Source organism: Pseudomonas sp. GG8, from assembly GCF_052976945.1.
Window position 1 is genome coordinate 3245803 of sequence record NZ_JBRIIP010000001.1, and the last position, 17307, is coordinate 3263109.

Annotated in this window: 18 protein-coding genes; 3 read left to right on the forward strand and 15 right to left on the reverse strand. The window is 56.8% G+C overall.

Annotated features, from left to right (window positions below; all coding sequences use genetic code 11):
• The first annotated feature begins 801 nt into the window (after positions 1-801).
• From ACVBEG_RS15710 to ACVBEG_RS15720, 3 genes are all read left to right on the forward strand, one after another.
• Complete coding sequence (locus tag ACVBEG_RS15710; protein ID WP_447108004.1) at positions 802-1233, forward strand: hypothetical protein; 432 nt, start codon at positions 802-804, stop codon at positions 1231-1233.
• Between the two features lie 833 nt (positions 1234-2066).
• Positions 2067-2972: a hypothetical protein gene (locus ACVBEG_RS15715; RefSeq protein WP_447108005.1), complete on the forward strand. Its 906-nt coding sequence runs from the start codon at positions 2067-2069 to the stop codon at positions 2970-2972.
• A gap of 216 nt (positions 2973-3188) precedes the next feature.
• Positions 3189-4319 (forward strand): PIN domain-containing protein, encoded by a 1131-nt coding sequence (locus ACVBEG_RS15720; RefSeq protein WP_447108006.1) that lies wholly within the window; start codon positions 3189-3191, stop codon positions 4317-4319.
• A gap of 144 nt (positions 4320-4463) precedes the next feature.
• Here ACVBEG_RS15720 and ACVBEG_RS15725 read toward each other — a convergent pair whose 3' ends face one another.
• From ACVBEG_RS15725 to ACVBEG_RS15795, 15 genes are all read right to left on the reverse strand, one after another.
• The gene (locus tag ACVBEG_RS15725; protein ID WP_447108007.1) at positions 4464-5258 is read right to left on the reverse strand and encodes a DNA adenine methylase; all 795 of its coding nucleotides are present in this window, start codon (positions 5256-5258) and stop codon (positions 4464-4466) included.
• Between the two features lie 149 nt (positions 5259-5407).
• The gene (locus ACVBEG_RS15730) at positions 5408-5950 is read right to left on the reverse strand and encodes a lysis system i-spanin subunit Rz (RefSeq protein WP_447108008.1); all 543 of its coding nucleotides are present in this window, start codon (positions 5948-5950) and stop codon (positions 5408-5410) included.
• Complete coding sequence (locus ACVBEG_RS15735; protein ID WP_447108009.1) at positions 5947-6456, reverse strand: glycoside hydrolase family 24 protein; 510 nt, start codon at positions 6454-6456, stop codon at positions 5947-5949. The genes ACVBEG_RS15730 and ACVBEG_RS15735 overlap by 4 nt, the downstream gene beginning before the upstream one ends.
• A 65-nt stretch (positions 6457-6521) precedes the next feature.
• Positions 6522-7559 carry a phage late control D family protein gene (locus tag ACVBEG_RS15740; protein WP_447108010.1) on the reverse strand — a complete coding sequence of 346 codons (1038 nt, stop codon included), beginning with the start codon at positions 7557-7559 and terminating at the stop codon, positions 6522-6524.
• Between the two features lie 72 nt (positions 7560-7631).
• Positions 7632-7838, reverse strand: coding sequence for a tail protein X (locus tag ACVBEG_RS15745; protein WP_447108011.1), 207 nt, complete (start codon positions 7836-7838; stop codon positions 7632-7634).
• Positions 7813-8658, reverse strand: coding sequence for a phage tail protein (locus ACVBEG_RS15750; protein WP_447108012.1), 846 nt, complete (start codon positions 8656-8658; stop codon positions 7813-7815). The genes ACVBEG_RS15745 and ACVBEG_RS15750 overlap by 26 nt, the downstream gene beginning before the upstream one ends.
• Before the next feature lie 9 nt (positions 8659-8667).
• Complete coding sequence (locus tag ACVBEG_RS15755) at positions 8668-11226, reverse strand: phage tail tape measure protein (RefSeq protein WP_447108013.1); 2559 nt, start codon at positions 11224-11226, stop codon at positions 8668-8670.
• A 149-nt stretch (positions 11227-11375) separates the two neighbouring features.
• Complete coding sequence (locus ACVBEG_RS15760) at positions 11376-11684, reverse strand: phage tail assembly protein (RefSeq protein WP_447107485.1); 309 nt, start codon at positions 11682-11684, stop codon at positions 11376-11378.
• A 12-nt stretch (positions 11685-11696) separates the two neighbouring features.
• A complete protein-coding gene (locus ACVBEG_RS15765; protein ID WP_447107484.1) occupies positions 11697-12200 on the reverse strand; it encodes a phage major tail tube protein in 504 nt (167 codons plus the stop codon).
• Between the two features lie 12 nt (positions 12201-12212).
• The gene (locus tag ACVBEG_RS15770) at positions 12213-13373 is read right to left on the reverse strand and encodes a phage tail sheath subtilisin-like domain-containing protein (protein ID WP_447107483.1); all 1161 of its coding nucleotides are present in this window, start codon (positions 13371-13373) and stop codon (positions 12213-12215) included.
• Between the two features lie 89 nt (positions 13374-13462).
• Positions 13463-13900, reverse strand: a complete 438-nt coding sequence (locus tag ACVBEG_RS15775) for a phage tail protein (RefSeq protein WP_447108014.1) — start codon at positions 13898-13900, stop codon at positions 13463-13465.
• A 35-nt stretch (positions 13901-13935) separates the two neighbouring features.
• Positions 13936-15495 carry a phage tail protein gene (locus ACVBEG_RS15780; protein ID WP_447108015.1) on the reverse strand — a complete coding sequence of 520 codons (1560 nt, stop codon included), beginning with the start codon at positions 15493-15495 and terminating at the stop codon, positions 13936-13938.
• Complete coding sequence (locus tag ACVBEG_RS15785) at positions 15492-16097, reverse strand: phage tail protein I (protein WP_447108016.1); 606 nt, start codon at positions 16095-16097, stop codon at positions 15492-15494. Before ACVBEG_RS15785 ends, ACVBEG_RS15780 begins: the two co-directional genes overlap by 4 nt.
• Before the next feature lies 1 nt (position 16098).
• Positions 16099-16980, reverse strand: a complete 882-nt coding sequence (locus tag ACVBEG_RS15790; protein WP_447108017.1) for a baseplate assembly protein — start codon at positions 16978-16980, stop codon at positions 16099-16101.
• Positions 16977-17303, reverse strand: a complete 327-nt coding sequence (locus tag ACVBEG_RS15795) for a GPW/gp25 family protein (RefSeq protein WP_443701227.1) — start codon at positions 17301-17303, stop codon at positions 16977-16979. The genes ACVBEG_RS15790 and ACVBEG_RS15795 overlap by 4 nt, the downstream gene beginning before the upstream one ends.
• Between the last annotated feature and the right edge of the window lie 4 nt (positions 17304-17307).

A 17307-nucleotide genomic window follows, 5' to 3' on the forward strand; every position in this document is an offset into this window, starting at 1 on the left:
TCAAGCGTCCGAGACGCAGGCACCCAGAAGATAGCTATTTTTCCACAGTTTCCCAAGCCGATAACGGTTCGATCCCCTTCACCCGCTCCACTATTTTCAAGGACTCCAGCCTAGCCCTACTGGACATAGTCCTGCACCGGCTCCCCGACCCGCTTGCAAGCAACGGGATCAAGCTTCATCGTTGTAGCAATTTTCAAGCAGCCAACATACGGTTTCGGCAGCTGCTATGCGAAGCTCTTCTCGAATAGAATCGATACAAATGCTAAAAGTGCTTGAAAGGATGTGTCACAACCAGCTTGCCCTGAAGACAGCTGTGGTGGAGTTAATACCTCAGGTCGAGAAGCAGGGCGGGTGGTCTTCCATAACCGTAACTATCTGGGTGGGTGGGTGCATTTTAGCGCTATGGAAACTCTGGGCATCTCACGCCACAAAATCTGTTGCACCAATGCTCAAACTGACACGGTGAAAAAATTGGACCAAGAGGTAGCCCGTAATTTCGCGCAGCTATGGACGAACGGTCTGCTCCCGGTAGTCGCGGATGCTCACCGGCGGTTAACTTACCTCACGTACGGCCTATGGCAGCAGGTACGGACGAGTGAGGCTCCGACAAACTGCCATATCGCTAAACCGCTTACGCTGATAGAAAATCTGGGCGCAATCTGGGTACATAGCAACGTCAAACTGACTTCGCGCAAGCCCTCCATCGAGAACACTGTTCCAACACCACTAAGGATGTGTCACCATGTTCGACGCACCCAAACATTATGACCACATTGAAATCAATTGGGAACAAGATCTCACATGAGCAAATACCTAATCACCTTCGACATGAACACCAGTTGCCTGAAAGAAAACTACCACAGCAACAACTACAACAACGCCTACGCAGACATAGGGCGAACTCTTAAGCGCTATGGATTTAACAATATACAGGGCAGTGTCTACTTGGGCAGTGAGGGTGTAAGCGAGGCTCACGGCACAATAGCTATCCAGGAGCTAACAGCAACTTACGACTGGTTCTACTCATGCGTATCAAACATTAAATTTTATCGCTTAGAGAGTGACTTGGATGCGCAATTTATAGCAGACGGGGTACATGCCGCCAAAGAAAGATTCCGCAAAAGATTCCTCGATCTTGAGGAAAGCCTGAAAAAAGCCGGCTTGACTAATGACCAGATTCAGACCGTAATGGCCGAGCAGAAGTTTGATTTCAAAGAAATCGGCAACAACTGAAAAAACACTAGCCACACTTATCAACAATAATTTCAAACTTCTAAATGACCAATAAATTGCATTTAATCTGCCAGAGTTGATCAATCTTAGTTGTATAGGGCTAGCTTATGAGGTCACGTACGCTACCGTACTTGCTATTGATCTGATACAGGATTGCGGGGCTCGATAGCGGTGGTCTGTGGATATCTGAACCACATCACTGAGATCTCGGGTCGTACCACGAATCCAGCCTCATTTACAAATGGGTGACCCGTAACCTCGAGGGCAGCAGCGGCAGACTCGCTTCCCTCCACCACTACCAACGTCCCACCCCATTCCTGATAAACTGCTGCTCTTCGCCTCACCCATTCAGACTTCCAATGCCCCTACAAACAGCCGCACCACAACAATTTTTCCGCAGGTTTAGAGTGGCGCCTATTATGAACTGGACGTCCCCCAACGCCTCAGTCTGACTGGCTAACCCGCTGAGAATGCCTCTCTTTGTAGCAATCTCTAAGCAAGTTGTAATAACTGCCTGACAGGGGCACCGCCGGTACGCCGGTACTATGCTTATACTTTTTATCGAAAGGAGTCGAAGCTATGCTGGTGCTTATTCGCTGTCGGATGTGCTGGAGAGGATCTACCACAACCAGCTGGCACTGGAGGCGACGATAGCCTTACCAAATATTACCCTTTAAGGTAATACTCAAAAGCCACGGTTTATAAAGGCTCCAGCCTGTCCCCCGCATGCACTTACCAAAATTACCATTTTGCCGAGACGTAGCTGAAAAATGGCCATGCACCATCTTTCCAGCGGTGTGATACAAAGGCCGAGAACTCTCAGGGACGCGACCATGCAACCTCATCCGTTACGCGAGAAAGTTATCCACCGCTTCGTTGAAAGCTGGAGCCGCGCCAAAACGGCAAACGCAACGATCGCCGTCGAGTTTTTGACATCTGTTTATGACCGATTTCGAGCAGAGGGTCTTGCAGATCCGACTTTTGAGAAGCAACTAGCATGTGGATCTCCCGAAAGTTACTGTCAAAGGGTCGCTGAGCTTTTACTAGCAGATATGCTGTGGAAGGACGGCTTTTCGCTTAAAAGCTCCAATGCAGGGCCAGACCTTCACATAACCAAGGAAGGCAAAAGCGCATGGGTGGAACTTCAGACTCCCCAGCCTATGGGTATTCCGCCAGAGTATCTTGAGAGGCCGGGGACGACCTCGGTAGTCAGGGGTGTTCCGCACAATGCTATAAATTTGCGATGGACTAGCGCTATTGCGGAGAAAACCAGGCAGCTGCGCAGGTACCTGGAGAGCGGAATCGTCAAAGCCGATGAACCCTACATAATCGCCGTCAACGCTCACATGTTGAATCCCATGGCTATGACAGGCTTGTATGGGATAAGCCAGAAGCCGGCCCCTGTAGAGGTTCTATTCAGCCTTGGCCCGATCCAAATAGAAATTGATCGAGCCACCGGCGATATCGTTGACCAATATCACCAGCACAGACCGCGAATCGAAAAGCCTGGCAACGACATTGGAGTGGAAGCAGATACCTTCCTGGATAGCCGTAACGCATGCATCAGTGCTGTGCTGGGCCTAGATCTTCTGGAACAGGTAGCACTCAAGGGAGAGCATCACTCCGCATTGGTCTACAACCCGCTGGCGATCAATCCGGTCTCACCGCTATGGATTACCGCTCAAGAGCACTGGAGTTGCGCAATAGAACCCGACGCTCTCAGGGTGAGGAAGCTATAGCATTGCCATTCGAACGATCTGCAGCACTTTGGCATTGCGAACAAAATTGAAAATGGCATGGCTGCGCTGCTGCCCATGAGGAGTAAGTATTACCGCTTTACTTTTGACTTATTGGCTCCATGGGCTAAAGGCTTGATAAAATAAAAGCTTGAAAAACACACTGACATCAGTGCTCTAACACAACAACAAACAAGTTATTTATTGAATGGAGGCAATGTGAACGCAAACGAAGAGTGCCCCAAATACGATGCATTATTAGTTGACACCTCTATCTTCGACAGGCACGGATTGCGCCTAGAACGAGGTTTACTGGGAAAGCTGACTCAATTCAAAGACAGTAAGTATATATACGTCCTTCCAGACGTGATAAAAAGCGAGATCAGCAGCCATCTAGAGCGGCATATCAAAACCGCACGCTTATCACTGGAGAAATCCTTAAGCGATGCATCAGAACATCTTTTTTTCGACGGAAGCGCTCTCACCGACGCAAAAGACAAACTAATATCAGAGGAAATAATTGAGTCACTGGCAAAAAAAAGACTTGCCGACTTCATAGAAAAAACAGGCGCCCTAGTATTAAACTCAGAAGATCACGTTAGCCTTTCAAAAATATTAGACAAGTACTTCTCTAATTGCCCTCCATTCGCTGAAGCGGGAAAAAAGAAAAACGAATTCCCTGATGCAATTACTTTATTTGCCGTCGAGGGATGGGCCTCGAGTAACGACTATCAAGTTCTAGCTGTAGCTGATGATAAAGACTGGGAGAGCTTCTGTGAAGCTTCCGAATTTATCACCTACGAAAAAGATCTAGCCGCAGCATTAGCTCAGTTAAACAAATCCAGCCCAAAAATGGTATTCAACTTATTGACCAATCTGAAACAAGCATTGGAAGGGGACGAAGCTCAAGAGTTTATTGAGACGGTGGAGTCGTTGCTGGAATCAGAACTTGATGGATACACACCTGACCAAGAAGCCAACTCATATCATTACTGGGAGGCGGATGGGTGTAGCGTAAAACTTTTATCTTTTGAATTCCATTCTTATGACTTTCGTATAGTTATGAGAAAGCCCGAGTATGTAGTACTAGAAGCGGACGCCATAATATCCATTGAAGACATCGGTGATTTCTCCCTGTCAATGCAAGATCCTTATGACGGCGACTACGTCTCACTTGGGAGCACAACCGAATCCATAGAAGTAGAATTCGAATCCGAAATACTCATAACTATTTCTGGCGACCTCAATGGAGACGTAAACAATCTAGATATCCATGAAATCGAAATCGTAACAAAACCAAGCAATATCAACTTTGGCACAATAGAGCTTGATAACTATCAAGAAGACTAATCGATCAATTGGCAAAACTAAATAACCCCATGAGCCAAAACCCAGCAGCGCCGCAGGCGCTGCCGTTTAATATAAAAATACTATCCATGTATTTTAACAAAAACCCCTATGACCAGCGACCGTGTCAATCGTCGTACCCTTTAATTAAAACAACCCTCCAAGCGCAGCCGGCTCCCAGTTCATAACGACCAGCTCCCCACTGACCTCAGCCTTCCCCTGCCGCTGATTCGTCGTGCTGTAGCGAATATCCAACGTTTCAAAGTGAAAGCCCTCAAATACCCGCCGTATGTCGGGATGGTCATTGATACTCACCATCACCTTCCCTTTGCACCGGCGCATGAAATCAGCCATGCGCTCGTAGTTCTCGAACGAAAAGTCCACCCCATACCCGGCTGTCTGCCAGTAAGGAGGGTCCATGTAGTGGAAGGTATGAGCACGATCATAGCGTTCGGCGCATTCAAGCCAGGGAAGGTTTTCGACGTAGGTGCCAGACAGCCGCTGCCACGCGGCTGACAGGTTCTCCTCAATCCGCAGCAAATTAATAGCCGGGCCGGTGGTTGCGGTACCGAACGTCTGCCCGGTGACCTTGCCAGCGAAGGCATGGTGCTGCAGGTAGAAGAACCGGGCGGCGCGCTGGATGTCGGTGAGGGTTTCGGGGCGGGTCATCTTCTGCCACTCGAACACCTGGCGCGAGCTGAGCGCCCATTTGAACTGGCGTACGAACTCTTCAAGGTGGTTCTGCACCACGCGGTACAGTGTCACCAGGTCGCCATTGATGTCGTTGAGGACTTCGACGGGTGCCGCCTGGGGCCGCATGAAGTACAGCGCGGCGCCGCCGGCGAAGACTTCGACGTAGCATTCGTGGGGTGGGAAGAGCGGAATGAGGCGGTCGGCCAAGCGGCGTTTGCCGCCCATCCAAGGAATGATGGGTGTGGACATAGAAAGCAAGACCTTTACTGTATGGATGAACAGGTGCTAGGCTCGCCGCGCTTTGTGCACGAAGCGGAGGCCTTGGCTGGACTTGCAGGAGCTATCTGCGGGTTCGGCGACCGGTCGGCATGTTGACGCATGCTGCCCGGTCGCTTCTTTTACTTCGGAGTTGAAACGGTTTTGGCGTAAGCCTGGCAAGCCGCGAGCGCGATCAATCCTTGGTCGCCGTCGTCGGTGATGCCGATAATTCGTTGAGCATGCGCTGGGTCAAGGTGGGCTCTAGCGGCTCCATGAACCACGCCACCGGCGCCGGTGGTGGCTGGCACTCCGCAGAGGCTGGTGGTGTCGGTGGCACTGACAAGGACTGACAACCGCAAGTCAGCAGTAGCAAGGCGCTCACGCAAAAGACCTTGGCGTTTTTTCGCATCGGTAAGTTCCTGATGATGGGTTTTGTCCTGCGCCTGCAGCTGCTGTTCAACCTGCAGGCGCTTGTCCTGCTCTTTTCGTTGCAGAGCCGCAGAGGCCAGGGTGATTTCGTTGAGGGTGTCGCTGTGTAAGCGCGCCTGATGTTCCAGCTGCTGACCGTAACGCCAGTTCTGAACCTGCCAGGCTGCGGCCGCTAAAGCGCCGACTAGCACTGTCAGCAGCAGGCCTGCCGCGAGTACGCGGTATTGCGCCGGAATCCAGTCCGTGAGGCTCATGCCAGCGATCCGCCGGCGGCGATGAAGTGAACCAGCAGATCCTCGACCTTGTGCTCGCGTTGGTTGTAGCCCGCGCCGGGCAGACTCGCCCAGATGTTCCGGCACTTGGCGATGGCCTCGACGATCCGGCCGGCCTTCACAGCATCGAGCGCACCACGTTCCTTGATCAGTTGGATGGCCCAACGGTCCTGGCTGACCGGTCCAAAGTCCGGCAGCTTGAGCTGGTCGCGGTAATGGATCCAATCCTTGAGCATGAACTGCGCCCGACCCGAGGCGTTCGAGGTCAGGCCCTTGCTGTTGACCACCTTGGATTTGCGACCGTTGGCAAACGGGTGTGTTGAGTAGTCGCTGAACAACTCAAGCTTCCTGTCAATGCCGGTCACGATGACGTTGTAGCCGTCGTCCGAGCGTTTCAGGTAGTCGTCCCCCAGCTCTGACCAGGCGAGCATGTCGAGAAAGGCGAGGACGTTTTGACCGCCTGCGGCGGCCTCGGTGATTCTTGGCATGTTTTCTCCAGACGAAAAAAAACCGCTCGATGGCGGCAGGTTGATGACGATGCGACGTTGAACAGTCAAAGCTGGACGACCTTGACCTCCTTCTTCTTTTTCTTACCCTTGGCTTTGGCCTTGCCCTTCTTGCCACCATTACATTCAACGGTGGTGGACCAGCCGGACTGGGTAAAAACCTGTTCAACCGAATCCACCAGGTACTCGCCATCGAGGCCGACCTTGAAGCCCTGAGCATTGATCTGCAGTTCGGCAAACAGATCGGTACGCCCAGGCATTTCCAAACGCACCCCGGCGGTCGAGCGGTTGAATGCGCTCAGGCGAGCCTTGGCGGCCTGCTCGGCAGCCGACTTGTTCGGATAAATGTGCCGGTCGGTGTGCACAGGGGGCAGACCATCGGGCGCGTCTTCATTGTCCAGGGATACCACGACGAGCTTGCCGGTCTTCTTGTCGTGGTGTTTGGTCGCAACGGCCTTGTGGGTGGCGCGATCTCCCAGATGGAACTGCCAGCGACTCACATCGGCGCGGGTCAACGTGATAACACCCAGTACCTTGCCACTCGCGCTCTGCCCGGCTTGGCGCGGCATGACCAACAGCTTGCCGTCTGCGACCTTGGCGGTGCAGTCGTACTGCTTGGCCAAGCGCGTAATGAAGTTAAAGTCGGACTCGCTCAACTGGTCGGCCCGGGGCACCTTGGTGGTCACCGGGCACACCGCCTCCCAGCCATTGCGCGCCGCGATATCGCGCACCATTTGCGACAGCGGCACGTCCTCCCAACTGCCGCTGCGCGTGGTCTTGCCACTGCCGCGCATGTCGCTGGCCTTGCCGCGAATGACCACCGTATCCGGCGGACCCGAGACCTCAATCTCGTCGACCGTGTAGCGACCCAACCGAGCAAGCTGGCTGCCGGCATAACCCAGGAACACTTCGATACGCGCGCCTTTGGTCGGTAGCGACAGCGCGCCGTCGCGGTCATCGATACGCAGTTCAAATTCGTCGGACTCCATACCGGGCTTGTCCGACGTGCGCAGCAACAACAGGCGGTCGTTGATCAGGGCGGTGATGTCGCTGCCATCGGCAACGATGCGAAAAGCGGGTTTCATGCGCGGATCCCTAAAATGAAGAACCCCGCACAAAGCGGGGCTGGGTAGTCATGGTTGTGCGTCACGGCATGGTCAATCCCACAGCATGACGACCTCGTCTGTCGGGTCCGGCAAATCCGACAGCACGATCAGGACGCCGGCACGAAACGGCTGTTGCTCGTCGGCCAACCCTTGATTGGCATCCAGCACCGCCTCGACGGTGCCGATCAGGTGGCCGTAATAGTTCTGACAAAGGGTGTCGAGTTGATCCCCGTCAGACGTTCTGCAGGTCGTCGCCATAGCGCGTGAACTCCAACGTGAACCCTTGTTTGCGAGGAATTCCGCCCTGCAGCAGTGCGCTCTGTTCTTCCTCAATGTTCTTCAGGCACCAGGTGCCGAGCACGTCGCCATACCCTGTGGTCAGGGACAACGGCAGCAGTTGGGCACCCACCGCGCGCAACGTGTCGAGCTGCTTGAGCCCGCCCTTGAACCCCGGAAAGATCGCCCCCTTGAGGGTGATTTTCTCCTCGCCCATGCCGACGGCCTGTTGTGCTGGCCGCCGAGTCAGCCGCTCTTGCGAGGCCCATCGAAACTCTGTCGAGCGGCGCAGTTCGTCAAAGGCCGCCGTATCCAGGTTGAAGTAGTACGGCGTCGCCTCGGGCTTGAGCGGCTGGATGATCAGTAGATGCGGAAAGGGTTTTACCGCTTCCACCGCCGGTGTCGCGTCCGTGGCAAACGCCGCAGTGGGTATGATATTGGCCAGTGACGGGCTGATCTTGCCGGCGATCTTGTTGATTGCGGTCGAGGCCTTGGCCGCCTGTTCCTTCAGTACCCTCAAACGCTCGTCAATTTGCGAGACCGCGCGGCTTGCCTGATTGTAGGTCGCGACGACTGCACCGACCTTTGCCTGGGCGGCGTTCACCCCGCGCATGACCCGCTGCAGCTTGGCACCCACAGCCGGGCCAATGATCGGCAGTCCTTCCAGCTCCGAAGTCGCGCCGGTGATTTCGCTGATTGCGCCATTCACCGGCCCGAGCATGCCGTCCAGACTGCGTCGTCCGGTTTCACCCGCTGTCGCCAGGTATTTCACCCCAGCCTGCAGTTGCTCCATATAGGCCATCAGGCCCCCTTACCCGACATGCGGGGCATCAAATAGGTTTCTGTTTGCCATCTGCCGATTGAGGTCATCGAACTGCTGCCGCATGTAAGGCTCCAGCTCGCGCGCCAATTGCCGGGGATCCTTGACGTCGCCCTGGACGGTGACCGTCAGGACCGGTGCAAAGGTCATCTGCTGCTCGATCTTCGGCGGCTGGATCTGTGCGACCGGCACTGGCGAACGCATGAGTGCAGCGGATGGACCACCCGGTCCTTGCGGCATCATCATCGAACGCACCACGTCGCCCGGTTTCGACGCTTTCGATTCCGCTTCAGGCAGCAGCATCCTGGACGCATCAAACGAACCACCTGCAGGTGGTGTCACTCGGCGTCGACCCTCAAGCTGCAGCAATTGAGCCGGCGTCGTGACCATTGATGGCACCAGTGGCTTGAACGACTGCGCCGCAGCGGCCAGGCTCGGCACTGCCGGACCCGGCATGGCCTTACCTGCATCGGCCATCATCAGCGGCCCGCCCAGCGGCATATGTTTCAAGGACTGATCAGTACCGAACGCCTTTTTGCCAAGGTAGCCACCCGCCGCGTTGCCGCCCATGCTGCCGAGGCAACCCCCAATCAAGCCACCGACAATCGTGCCGATGACCGGAACCATCGAACCAATGGCGGCACCTGCAGCAGCGCCCGCCAAGGTCCCTGCCAGACCACCAGCGGCTTCGCCATAGCCTTGCGCCTTCTCGTCGCGGGTGGTGGCGTTGTCGTAAGTGTCCTTCGCCTTGATGGCGGCATCGACCACCGCGAAGACGGCGGCCCCCCTGACCGCCGTTTTCGCCTCAACCAGTTGCCGAGAGCCGGCCGACCGCCCGCCTTTACCACCGGCTTTCTTGCCACCGACGTCCGCGCCGCCACTCCCGTCCACCCCACCGCCTGCTGACGGGTTCATCACAATGACTTTTTGCGGGATATTCGGGTTGCCCATCAGCGAACCCTTGCCTAGGTTCAACAGTCCGCGTCCGATTTTCAACGCGCTCAAGCCGGTACGCAACGCGATGAACCCTGCCCCCACTGCGGCGATGCCGGACACGACCTTAGGCGACTCATCCCCCATCACCGTCAGACTACGGGCGAACGAGGTGATGCCGTCGGCGACCGCATCCGTGACAGGCCGCAGCGAGTCACCAATGCTGCGCATGGCATCGTCCATGCTCTGGGCCATTTCGGACCACTTCTGTGCAGAGGCCTCGCGTCGTTCTGCCAGGTTCTTGTCGAGAATTCCCGTGGCGCTGCCGGCGTCTTTCTTCAGTTGCTCATACAGCGCCTTGTTCTGTGTAAAGGCCGTCAATGCTGCCTTGACCTGCATGTCGGAAAACAGATCGCCGGTACGCAACGCCTGTTCCAGAGACGCCATCATCTGCTTGGCCTTGGCCGGATCCGCTTCCTTGCTGATCTTCGCCGTCGCCTCGGCCATCGCTGCCGCCTTTTTGGGGTCGGTGGCTTCGATGTATCGTTGTGCCAGGGCGAAACTGGATTCAAGGGTCGACATGCCCTTCTGCAGACCGGTCTGCATGGATCCCTGATAGTCGATGCCGACCTTTTTGTAAGCGGCCACCGTATCCCCGGAACCGATTTTCTCCATCCAGTTTTTGAGGTTGTTTGCCGCTTCGTCGGAGCTGCCAGCGGTCTTCATCTGCACTTGCAGCAAGGCGCCCAACTGGGCCACAGAGTCATTACCGGTGATGCCCAGTTTGCCCATGCCGGCCAACAGTTCAGGAAACCACTTGGCCATGTCGCTGGCTTCGAAGCTGCCTGCCTGCCCCTGGTAAGCGATGGCCTCCAGCGCCTTCTGCATGTCCTTGGCGTCAGTGATCTTGGCGTTCTGCCCCAGGGCGTTGATCATCTTGGCCGTATCAGCACCATCAGCACCCTGCCCCACCACAAATTTGGCAGCGGACGGGGCGTACTCCAGCGCTTTGGACAGCTCCATGCCGGCGCCGACCAGGGCGTTGACCACTTCCGCCACGTCATTACGGGCCATGCCGGTATCGCGCGAGGTTGAAATGATGGTCCGCGACATCTGTGCTTCTTGCGGCTTGTTGGCAATGCCGGCCTTGATCGCAATGTCGCGAACAATCGCACCGTAATCGGCACTGACCTTGGTCGGAATGGCCATCGCGGCACCGCCTGCCACTGCCTGGCCCACGGTGTTTTTCAGCCCCGACTTTCCGGCCTCGATCTGCTGATAGCCCTTTGCTTTGAGATCAGCACTGCGCGCCGTCCGGCCCAGCGTTTGATAAGCCTTGGACAGGCGTCCGACCTCGACCCCCTGTTTGCGCAAGACATTGAGGTTCGATTCCAGCTTGCCCAGCAACTTGTCGGCACCGGCTGCACCCGTGTCGTGCGCTTTCTTCCATTCATCCCGTAAGCGGATGGTGTCGCCAATGGTGTTCTGCAGAACACGCGCTTTGTCGCCCCGCGCGCTCAGCTGCTTGATCCGGTTTTCTACATCCTTGAAGGCAGCGCCGACCGTAGGACTGACGGCGCCACCGATCTCCAGACCCAGCGAAAGATTCTTGGCCATGTAGGTGCCCTATGCGTCTGATTGCATCCAAGGCGGCTCAGTCCGTGAGCCACCAGATCATTTCGGAAAACGGCATGCTCTGAATCTCGGCAGCGGAAAACCCTGTCTCCGCTGCCAGGCGCTTGGCCGCCGCCTTCATCACTGCCGAGTTACAGCTCGTCTTCGTCGACCAGGCGAAAATAGCCTTCCTGTAAACGGCGATAGTCGAGCAGCTTGAGTCCGACCAGGTCTTTTTCACCGACTTCGGTCAGACTGGAAAACAAGGACATTTCCCGGGCTTCGGCGTCGCCCTTGGCGCCCGCTTCCGCTGCCCGCAAATCGCGAACGCTCGGTGGGCGCATGAACACCTTGCCGACCTTGACCGCGTTCAACTCGGTCGGGTATTTGAACGTCACCGTCACGCCTTCGTCGCTGACGTCGAGCCAGGACGGGGTTTTCTTTTCGATTGCTTGTGTCATGTTCAATCGTCCTTAGAGGCCAAGGGCACTGCGCTCGGCAGCCAGTTGGTCGACGCCATCGATCACCCGCACGGCGTTGATCATGTCGATTTCGTATACGACGCGGCCGTCGACCTCGAGCTTGTAATAGGTCAGCGCCATCGCGTGCTTGATTTCGGCCTTGTCACCAGGCTTCCAGTCACCCAGATCGACCTCTTTGAGCATGCCGCGCACGGTGGCAATCACCGGAGTAATGGCGCCTTTCAAGCCTTTGAAAGAGGCACGGAAAACCGCGTTGCACGCCGTCTGGTCAGCCAGGCCAAACCACTTGAGCGACTCGCGGCGCACGCCGTTGGTGACAAAAGAGGCCTCCATCTTGTCCAGGCCCATGTCCATTTCAATCGAGCCGGCCATGCCCCCGCCCCGATACTCATCGGTTTTGATGGCCAGTTTGGGCAGCGTCATCGACGGCACGTCACCGTTAAAACTCACGCCATCCACGAACAGATTGGCGTTGGAAAGGATTTGAGGAATCATCGAGCGGGCTCCTTAAGCGGCTTCAAGAACTTCGGTCAGCCATTGATTGGTGACTTCGACGCGGAAATTTGGGTTTTCCGCTGGCGGCACGTCGGTGAAACGAATGTTCCAGTACACCTTGCCCTGCTCCAGCTGGCTGGCGGTGTTCAGTTCGGTATCCGCGTAGACTTCAAAATTGATGATTGCGCCCTGATTTTTCAGGTCGCGCATGAATGCCTGCAGGCCCTCGGTGACGTCCTTGATGTAGGTCTTGGTGATCGAGCGGTCGACCGCCCATTTATGCCCGTACAAGATCGCGTCCATGACGATATCCATGGTCCGGACCCGCGTGACGAACGACCATTTTGGATCGCTGGACAACGTGCGGTTGCCCCATAGGCGGAACCCGTCATCGCGGATGATGGTGCAGATGTTCGCGTTGTTGAGCAGGTTGGCGCGGCAGGTTTCGTCGCCATCAAGGAACTCGACCGGCCGCGTGGTGCCGGTGATGCCGACCAATTCCTTGTTCGACGGAGAGGCCCAAAAGCCGTATTCGGCATCGGTGTAGGCAAACATGCCGGCAGCCCAGGCCGAGCCCGGCGCATCGACCGTCGCGCTCAGTACGGTGTCCCAGTACTGCACGCCGGGGTCGACCATAAACACGCGCTTGCTGCCGAAGTTTTCCGCGTAGGCCATTGCGGCCTCGTCGGTGGTATTCGGGCCATCGACAATGGCCACCGCGCGCAGCTTGGCAGCCAATGCATCCAGCGCCGTACCCACTGCCTGAGTGGCGCTGTGCTTGGGCGTGATCAGCAAACGAGGCTGAGCGTTGAACTTGCTCTTGCCGTCCAGCAAGGCCTGCATACCCGTACGTTTACCCGAGGCCAGCACCCCGCCGATGATGGCCGAGGTTTGCAGCGCCACGTCTTCAAGCTTCTCGACGCCACAGGCAACAATCACCGCCTTGGAACGCACATAGATCGCCTGGCAGGCCTTGGTCATGGCCGAGTCCGCACCGAAAGCCGCAATCGCCTCGCGCTCGCTGGTGATCAGCTTCAGTTCATTGGCCAGTGCCGTTGCCAGTAGGCCTGGGGTGAAGGTGTCACACAGGCCGATGATCGACGACGACGGCAGGGAAATGACCCGCGCGCCGGTGTCGACGTTCGTGACGGTAACGCCGTGGAAGAAACTCATAAAGCAATCTCCAGAATTGAAAAAGCCCCGCAATGCAGGGCTTCAGGGAAAACTTGGCAGGCAAGAAAACGCCCCGTCAGTGCGGGGCGTTATTGGTCTTGCTCAGCCAACCAGGAAGGTGCCACCGGACGGTGTTCCACCAGAGGAAACTCAATCCCTTGCGGCCAGTCACGCAACTGACGCCGATAGACCTGCAACTCGACGTATTGCTCAGCCGTGAGTGTGGAGGGACCACCGCTCTCCAGTTCATCACGATGACGCGCCACAACGCCGTCAGTAGTCGCCAACTGCACACCACGCCAAATGCGCTCAACCTCAGCAAGCTGTTCTGGAGACATTGGCGGATGATCAATCAATTCAGGACCATCGACAGCATCAAAGTTGATGCACTTACCTGCCGTCTGGCCTTCCATTAACTCGGCGTGCCGCGCCAACTCTATTTCCATGGCGTCTTCGGGAATTTGATCAGCCTTATGAATTTCACTGTCGTAGAAACCATGGGCCGTCCGGCTCCAATACATTGTCATTTTGCTTCGCCTTTCCGAAGGTGTAATGGGTCAAATCAGCGCCCAATAGCCACCCAATTGAACGTTACCAGCGCGTAGGCACTGGCACCATTCGCACAGGCCGCCTGAAAGCTCGATGGACTTCCCGCAAGGTTGACCAAGAGCGTGGTGTTATTGGAAGTGCTGCTAATTACATTTCCAGAAACGTTATAGTTAACGCCGGGAAAGGCAATCGGCAGAGTGACGACGCCGTACCCTGAACTGGGTGTAGAGGCCTGCCCCCACTGAATAATTATTCCGCTGGGCTGTTTTTGATAACCATTGGTGCCGCTCAAAAATCCGAACGGCGCGATACTGCCAAACACCCCAGTCCCTAGCAGCAACCAAACACCACCACCGAGGTGGGTGATATCGACGTAGGTATCAGGCGGAATTGCTCTGGCGGTAGCCGACGATGCAGTCGCAAGACTTTCCTGCATCTTGTCTGTGCCCTGAACCACAAGGCCCAGGTTTACAACAGCCCAGTTTTGCAGTCGAATCGTAGCGCCTGCCGGAATGCTGTTAGCCACCGAGTCAGGAATGCTGTAAGAGACAGGACCAGATCCGAAAAAATGGACAAACCCACCCACATGGGCCACAAGGCCTGTTAACGCCGCATTGGCCGTGAAGAACCCGCCGAACTCTATCCCCCGGGATTTGGCCCAGTCCGTCGTTACAAGTTTCTTCGTATTGTCGAATCTTGGCGGGGTATTCGCTGTCGGGTTAACCAGCGCCGGTGAGTTGATCGGCGCGTACCCTTGGGTCACGTCTTGAAAAACCAGCGCAGTGCTGCCGAGGATAATCACCCCGTCCGTGACCAGTTGCCAGCGAGTATCGGCCAGTGCGGCGCCCTGCTCGACGGAAACCACCAGTGCCGACGTCACTTCGGTGCTGGTGTCGGCATCCAGTGCGCGTGGCCAGACACCGGACGCCACGATATACAGACCGTTGTCCTTCGCGACCGCCTGGTTCTTCACCAGCACCCGATCACCAGCGACCAGAGCAACCGTATCAATGGCTTGAAGACCCGCCAGTGCGATGTTGGCCGTGGTAGCCACCCGCACCGACTGCTTGCTGTCGAGCTTATACAGCTCTTCCAGAATCCGCGAATCGACATAATCACGGGTGGCCAGCACCACGGACGGGTCTATTTTTAACTCGACGTTGCTGGAGTTGCTGACTTGCATGTTCAGCCGCACGACCTGCGTACGGCCAGATCCCTGCGTCAGCAGCGGCTTGAACGATGGCGCACAGTTGGCAACCGCCACCATGTCGCCGTCCGTGTCATACAGGGCGATCTCGCGAATCCAAAACCCGCCGACCTCAGCGGGAATGACCTGCTCGGCGATGATGATGGCACTGTTGGCCGGATCCACTTTCAACTGATTCAGCGGCGCCCGGCGCCGCTCGTTGATCAGCTTGGTTTGCGTACCGCTGGGGATAGGGTCGGTATCATTGGCATCCCCCACCCCCATTTGTGCGATCTTCCACGGCACGCCCAGGGCGTCGGCGTTTGCCTGCTTGGCGACGCCGACATTGGTCAAGATGGCGAAGAACTGCGAGTTCTGGTTAATCATGCGAACACATCCAAAGTATCGATAGTGGTTTCATGCCCGCCCAACCCGAAAAAGCCCGAGACTTCGATGTCACGCGGCGCAGGTGGGTAAACGTCGATTTCGTCACCGTCGTAGAGGCAGGCGGACACATAAACGCTCCCCGTGGTTTCAAGGCTGATCGCAAGGCCGGTAAGGTGCCGACTGACAGGCTTGGCGTCGTCGATCAGCCAGGTCAGTTCCTCGTACATTTCCTCGGTGATACCGGTGTCCAACACACCGACCTTGAGCGCGAAGGTGCCCGGTATCCCTTCAGGAACGGTTTCCCACCACTCCTCAACCTCAATCAGGTAGCCCAACGGTTCGACCACCCGGCGCAGGGCACCGATGGTTCCCTTATGCGCATGGACGTAGAACGACGAAGCAATCGCTCGGCGCTTGACCGCTTCGGGCCACTCGTTGTCCCAGCGATCCACCGACCAGGCCGAGGCCAACTGCGGCAGCAACTGCACGGGGCAAGTGGCCGGGTTGTAGAGGGTGCGCAAGGGCACCGGCAGGTCGTCGTAGTTGGCGGCCTCAATGGCACGCTCCAACGGGGTGCTGTTGAGCGGAAGCAGACTTTTCATGTCAGGCCCCCAACATCACGTTGAAGCTGGTGCAATAGGCGGCCTGCGCCTTGGTGGGCACTATGTCGACCCAACCTATCAACTCCACACGACGGACGCCGCTGATGTGCAGCCGGGCGTCAATTGCCGAACGAGCCACCTCAACTGCCAGCCGACGACGCGGGTTGATCCAGGCGGCCAACCGACTTTGACATTCGGCCAGGATGGCTTCGTTTTCCGATCCGGTGCCGGCCATGTGCAGCACGGCCTGAATGCTGTACGGGATCACTTCGGCACTTTGCACCGTGAGGCGGTCACCCACCGGGCGCACGTTGTCGTCACTCAGCCAGGCATACACCGTGTCGAGTAACGCCTGATCGGCCACGCCGGTACCCGCAAGGCTCAGCACCGTCACCACTACGACCGCCGGCGAAGGACTTTCTGCCGTCGCGTCCGCAACCAGACCCGAGGCGTTACGCGCATGCAGGATGTAGCTGTTACGCGGCCCCGCCGTGGTCAGGCCTTCATAGACCAGCTGGATTCGTTCGCGCAGTGCATCGTCTTCCTCCAGCACTTCAGCCGTGGGAGGCACCACCGTCGTGTCCGCCGCCTGAATGACCAGGCGCTTCAAACCGACGTTTGCGGCCAACTGGTCAAGATCGCTTCGGCGGGCATAGGCCAGCAACAGCGCCTTAGCCCCATCGTTCACCCGCGCGCGATTTTGCAATCGCCGCCAAGCGCCGACCTCCAGCAGCTTGACCACCGGATCGCTCTCGACCGGGGCGGTCCAGTTGTCGCCCATCGACAGCCGAAAACTCGACAACTCTTCGGCATAGGCGTCTTCAAAGTCCAGCGCCTCCAGTACCTCTGGCACCGGCAGAGCCGATAAATCCACGCTACTCATGCGGTAACCTCCATCATCAGGCTACGGCCCAAATACTCGCCCTTCAGTTCAAAGGTAATCATCCCGCCCAGGACCGCAGTGACCCGTACCGACGCCAATTTGAGACGGGGCTCCCAGCGCCCCAAGGCGCGCGCGACCTCGGCCTGCACCGCACTTTTCCAGCCGGCATTGACCGGCAGATCGACGAACCGGCGCAGCTTGCTGCCGTATTCGGGCCGCATGCGCCGACTGCCCAGCGGGGTAGTCAGGATGTCTTCGATGGATTGGTGCAGATGTGCAATGCCGGAAATGGCCTGGCCGGTGTGGCGATCCATTCCGATCATCCCC

Bases quoted from the DNA above. Each gene is read 5' to 3' on its own strand.
- ACVBEG_RS15755 (WP_447108013.1), bottom strand. From the start codon at position 11,226: ATGGCCAAGAATCTTTCGCTGGGTCTGGAGATCGGTGGCGCCGTCAGT.
- ACVBEG_RS15780 (WP_447108015.1), bottom strand. From the start codon at position 15,495: ATGATTAACCAGAACTCGCAGTTCTTCGCCATCTTGACCAATGTCGGC.
- ACVBEG_RS15715 (WP_447108005.1), top strand. From the start codon at position 2,067: ATGCAACCTCATCCGTTACGCGAGAAAGTTATCCACCGCTTCGTTGAA.
- ACVBEG_RS15770 (WP_447107483.1), bottom strand. From the start codon at position 13,373: ATGAGTTTCTTCCACGGCGTTACCGTCACGAACGTCGACACCGGCGCG.
- ACVBEG_RS15740 (WP_447108010.1), bottom strand. From the start codon at position 7,559: ATGAAACCCGCTTTTCGCATCGTTGCCGATGGCAGCGACATCACCGCC.
- ACVBEG_RS15710 (WP_447108004.1), top strand. From the start codon at position 802: ATGAGCAAATACCTAATCACCTTCGACATGAACACCAGTTGCCTGAAA.
- ACVBEG_RS15760 (WP_447107485.1), bottom strand. From the start codon at position 11,684: ATGACACAAGCAATCGAAAAGAAAACCCCGTCCTGGCTCGACGTCAGC.
- ACVBEG_RS15725 (WP_447108007.1), bottom strand. From the start codon at position 5,258: ATGTCCACACCCATCATTCCTTGGATGGGCGGCAAACGCCGCTTGGCC.
- ACVBEG_RS15730 (WP_447108008.1), bottom strand. From the start codon at position 5,950: ATGAGCCTCACGGACTGGATTCCGGCGCAATACCGCGTACTCGCGGCA.
- ACVBEG_RS15765 (WP_447107484.1), bottom strand. From the start codon at position 12,200: ATGATTCCTCAAATCCTTTCCAACGCCAATCTGTTCGTGGATGGCGTG.
- ACVBEG_RS15795 (WP_443701227.1), bottom strand. From the start codon at position 17,303: ATGATCGGAATGGATCGCCACACCGGCCAGGCCATTTCCGGCATTGCA.
- ACVBEG_RS15775 (WP_447108014.1), bottom strand. From the start codon at position 13,900: ATGACAATGTATTGGAGCCGGACGGCCCATGGTTTCTACGACAGTGAA.
- ACVBEG_RS15785 (WP_447108016.1), bottom strand. From the start codon at position 16,097: ATGAAAAGTCTGCTTCCGCTCAACAGCACCCCGTTGGAGCGTGCCATT.
- ACVBEG_RS15745 (WP_447108011.1), bottom strand. From the start codon at position 7,838: ATGGCGACGACCTGCAGAACGTCTGACGGGGATCAACTCGACACCCTT.
- ACVBEG_RS15750 (WP_447108012.1), bottom strand. From the start codon at position 8,658: ATGGCCTATATGGAGCAACTGCAGGCTGGGGTGAAATACCTGGCGACA.
- ACVBEG_RS15790 (WP_447108017.1), bottom strand. From the start codon at position 16,980: ATGAGTAGCGTGGATTTATCGGCTCTGCCGGTGCCAGAGGTACTGGAG.
- ACVBEG_RS15735 (WP_447108009.1), bottom strand. From the start codon at position 6,456: ATGCCAAGAATCACCGAGGCCGCCGCAGGCGGTCAAAACGTCCTCGCC.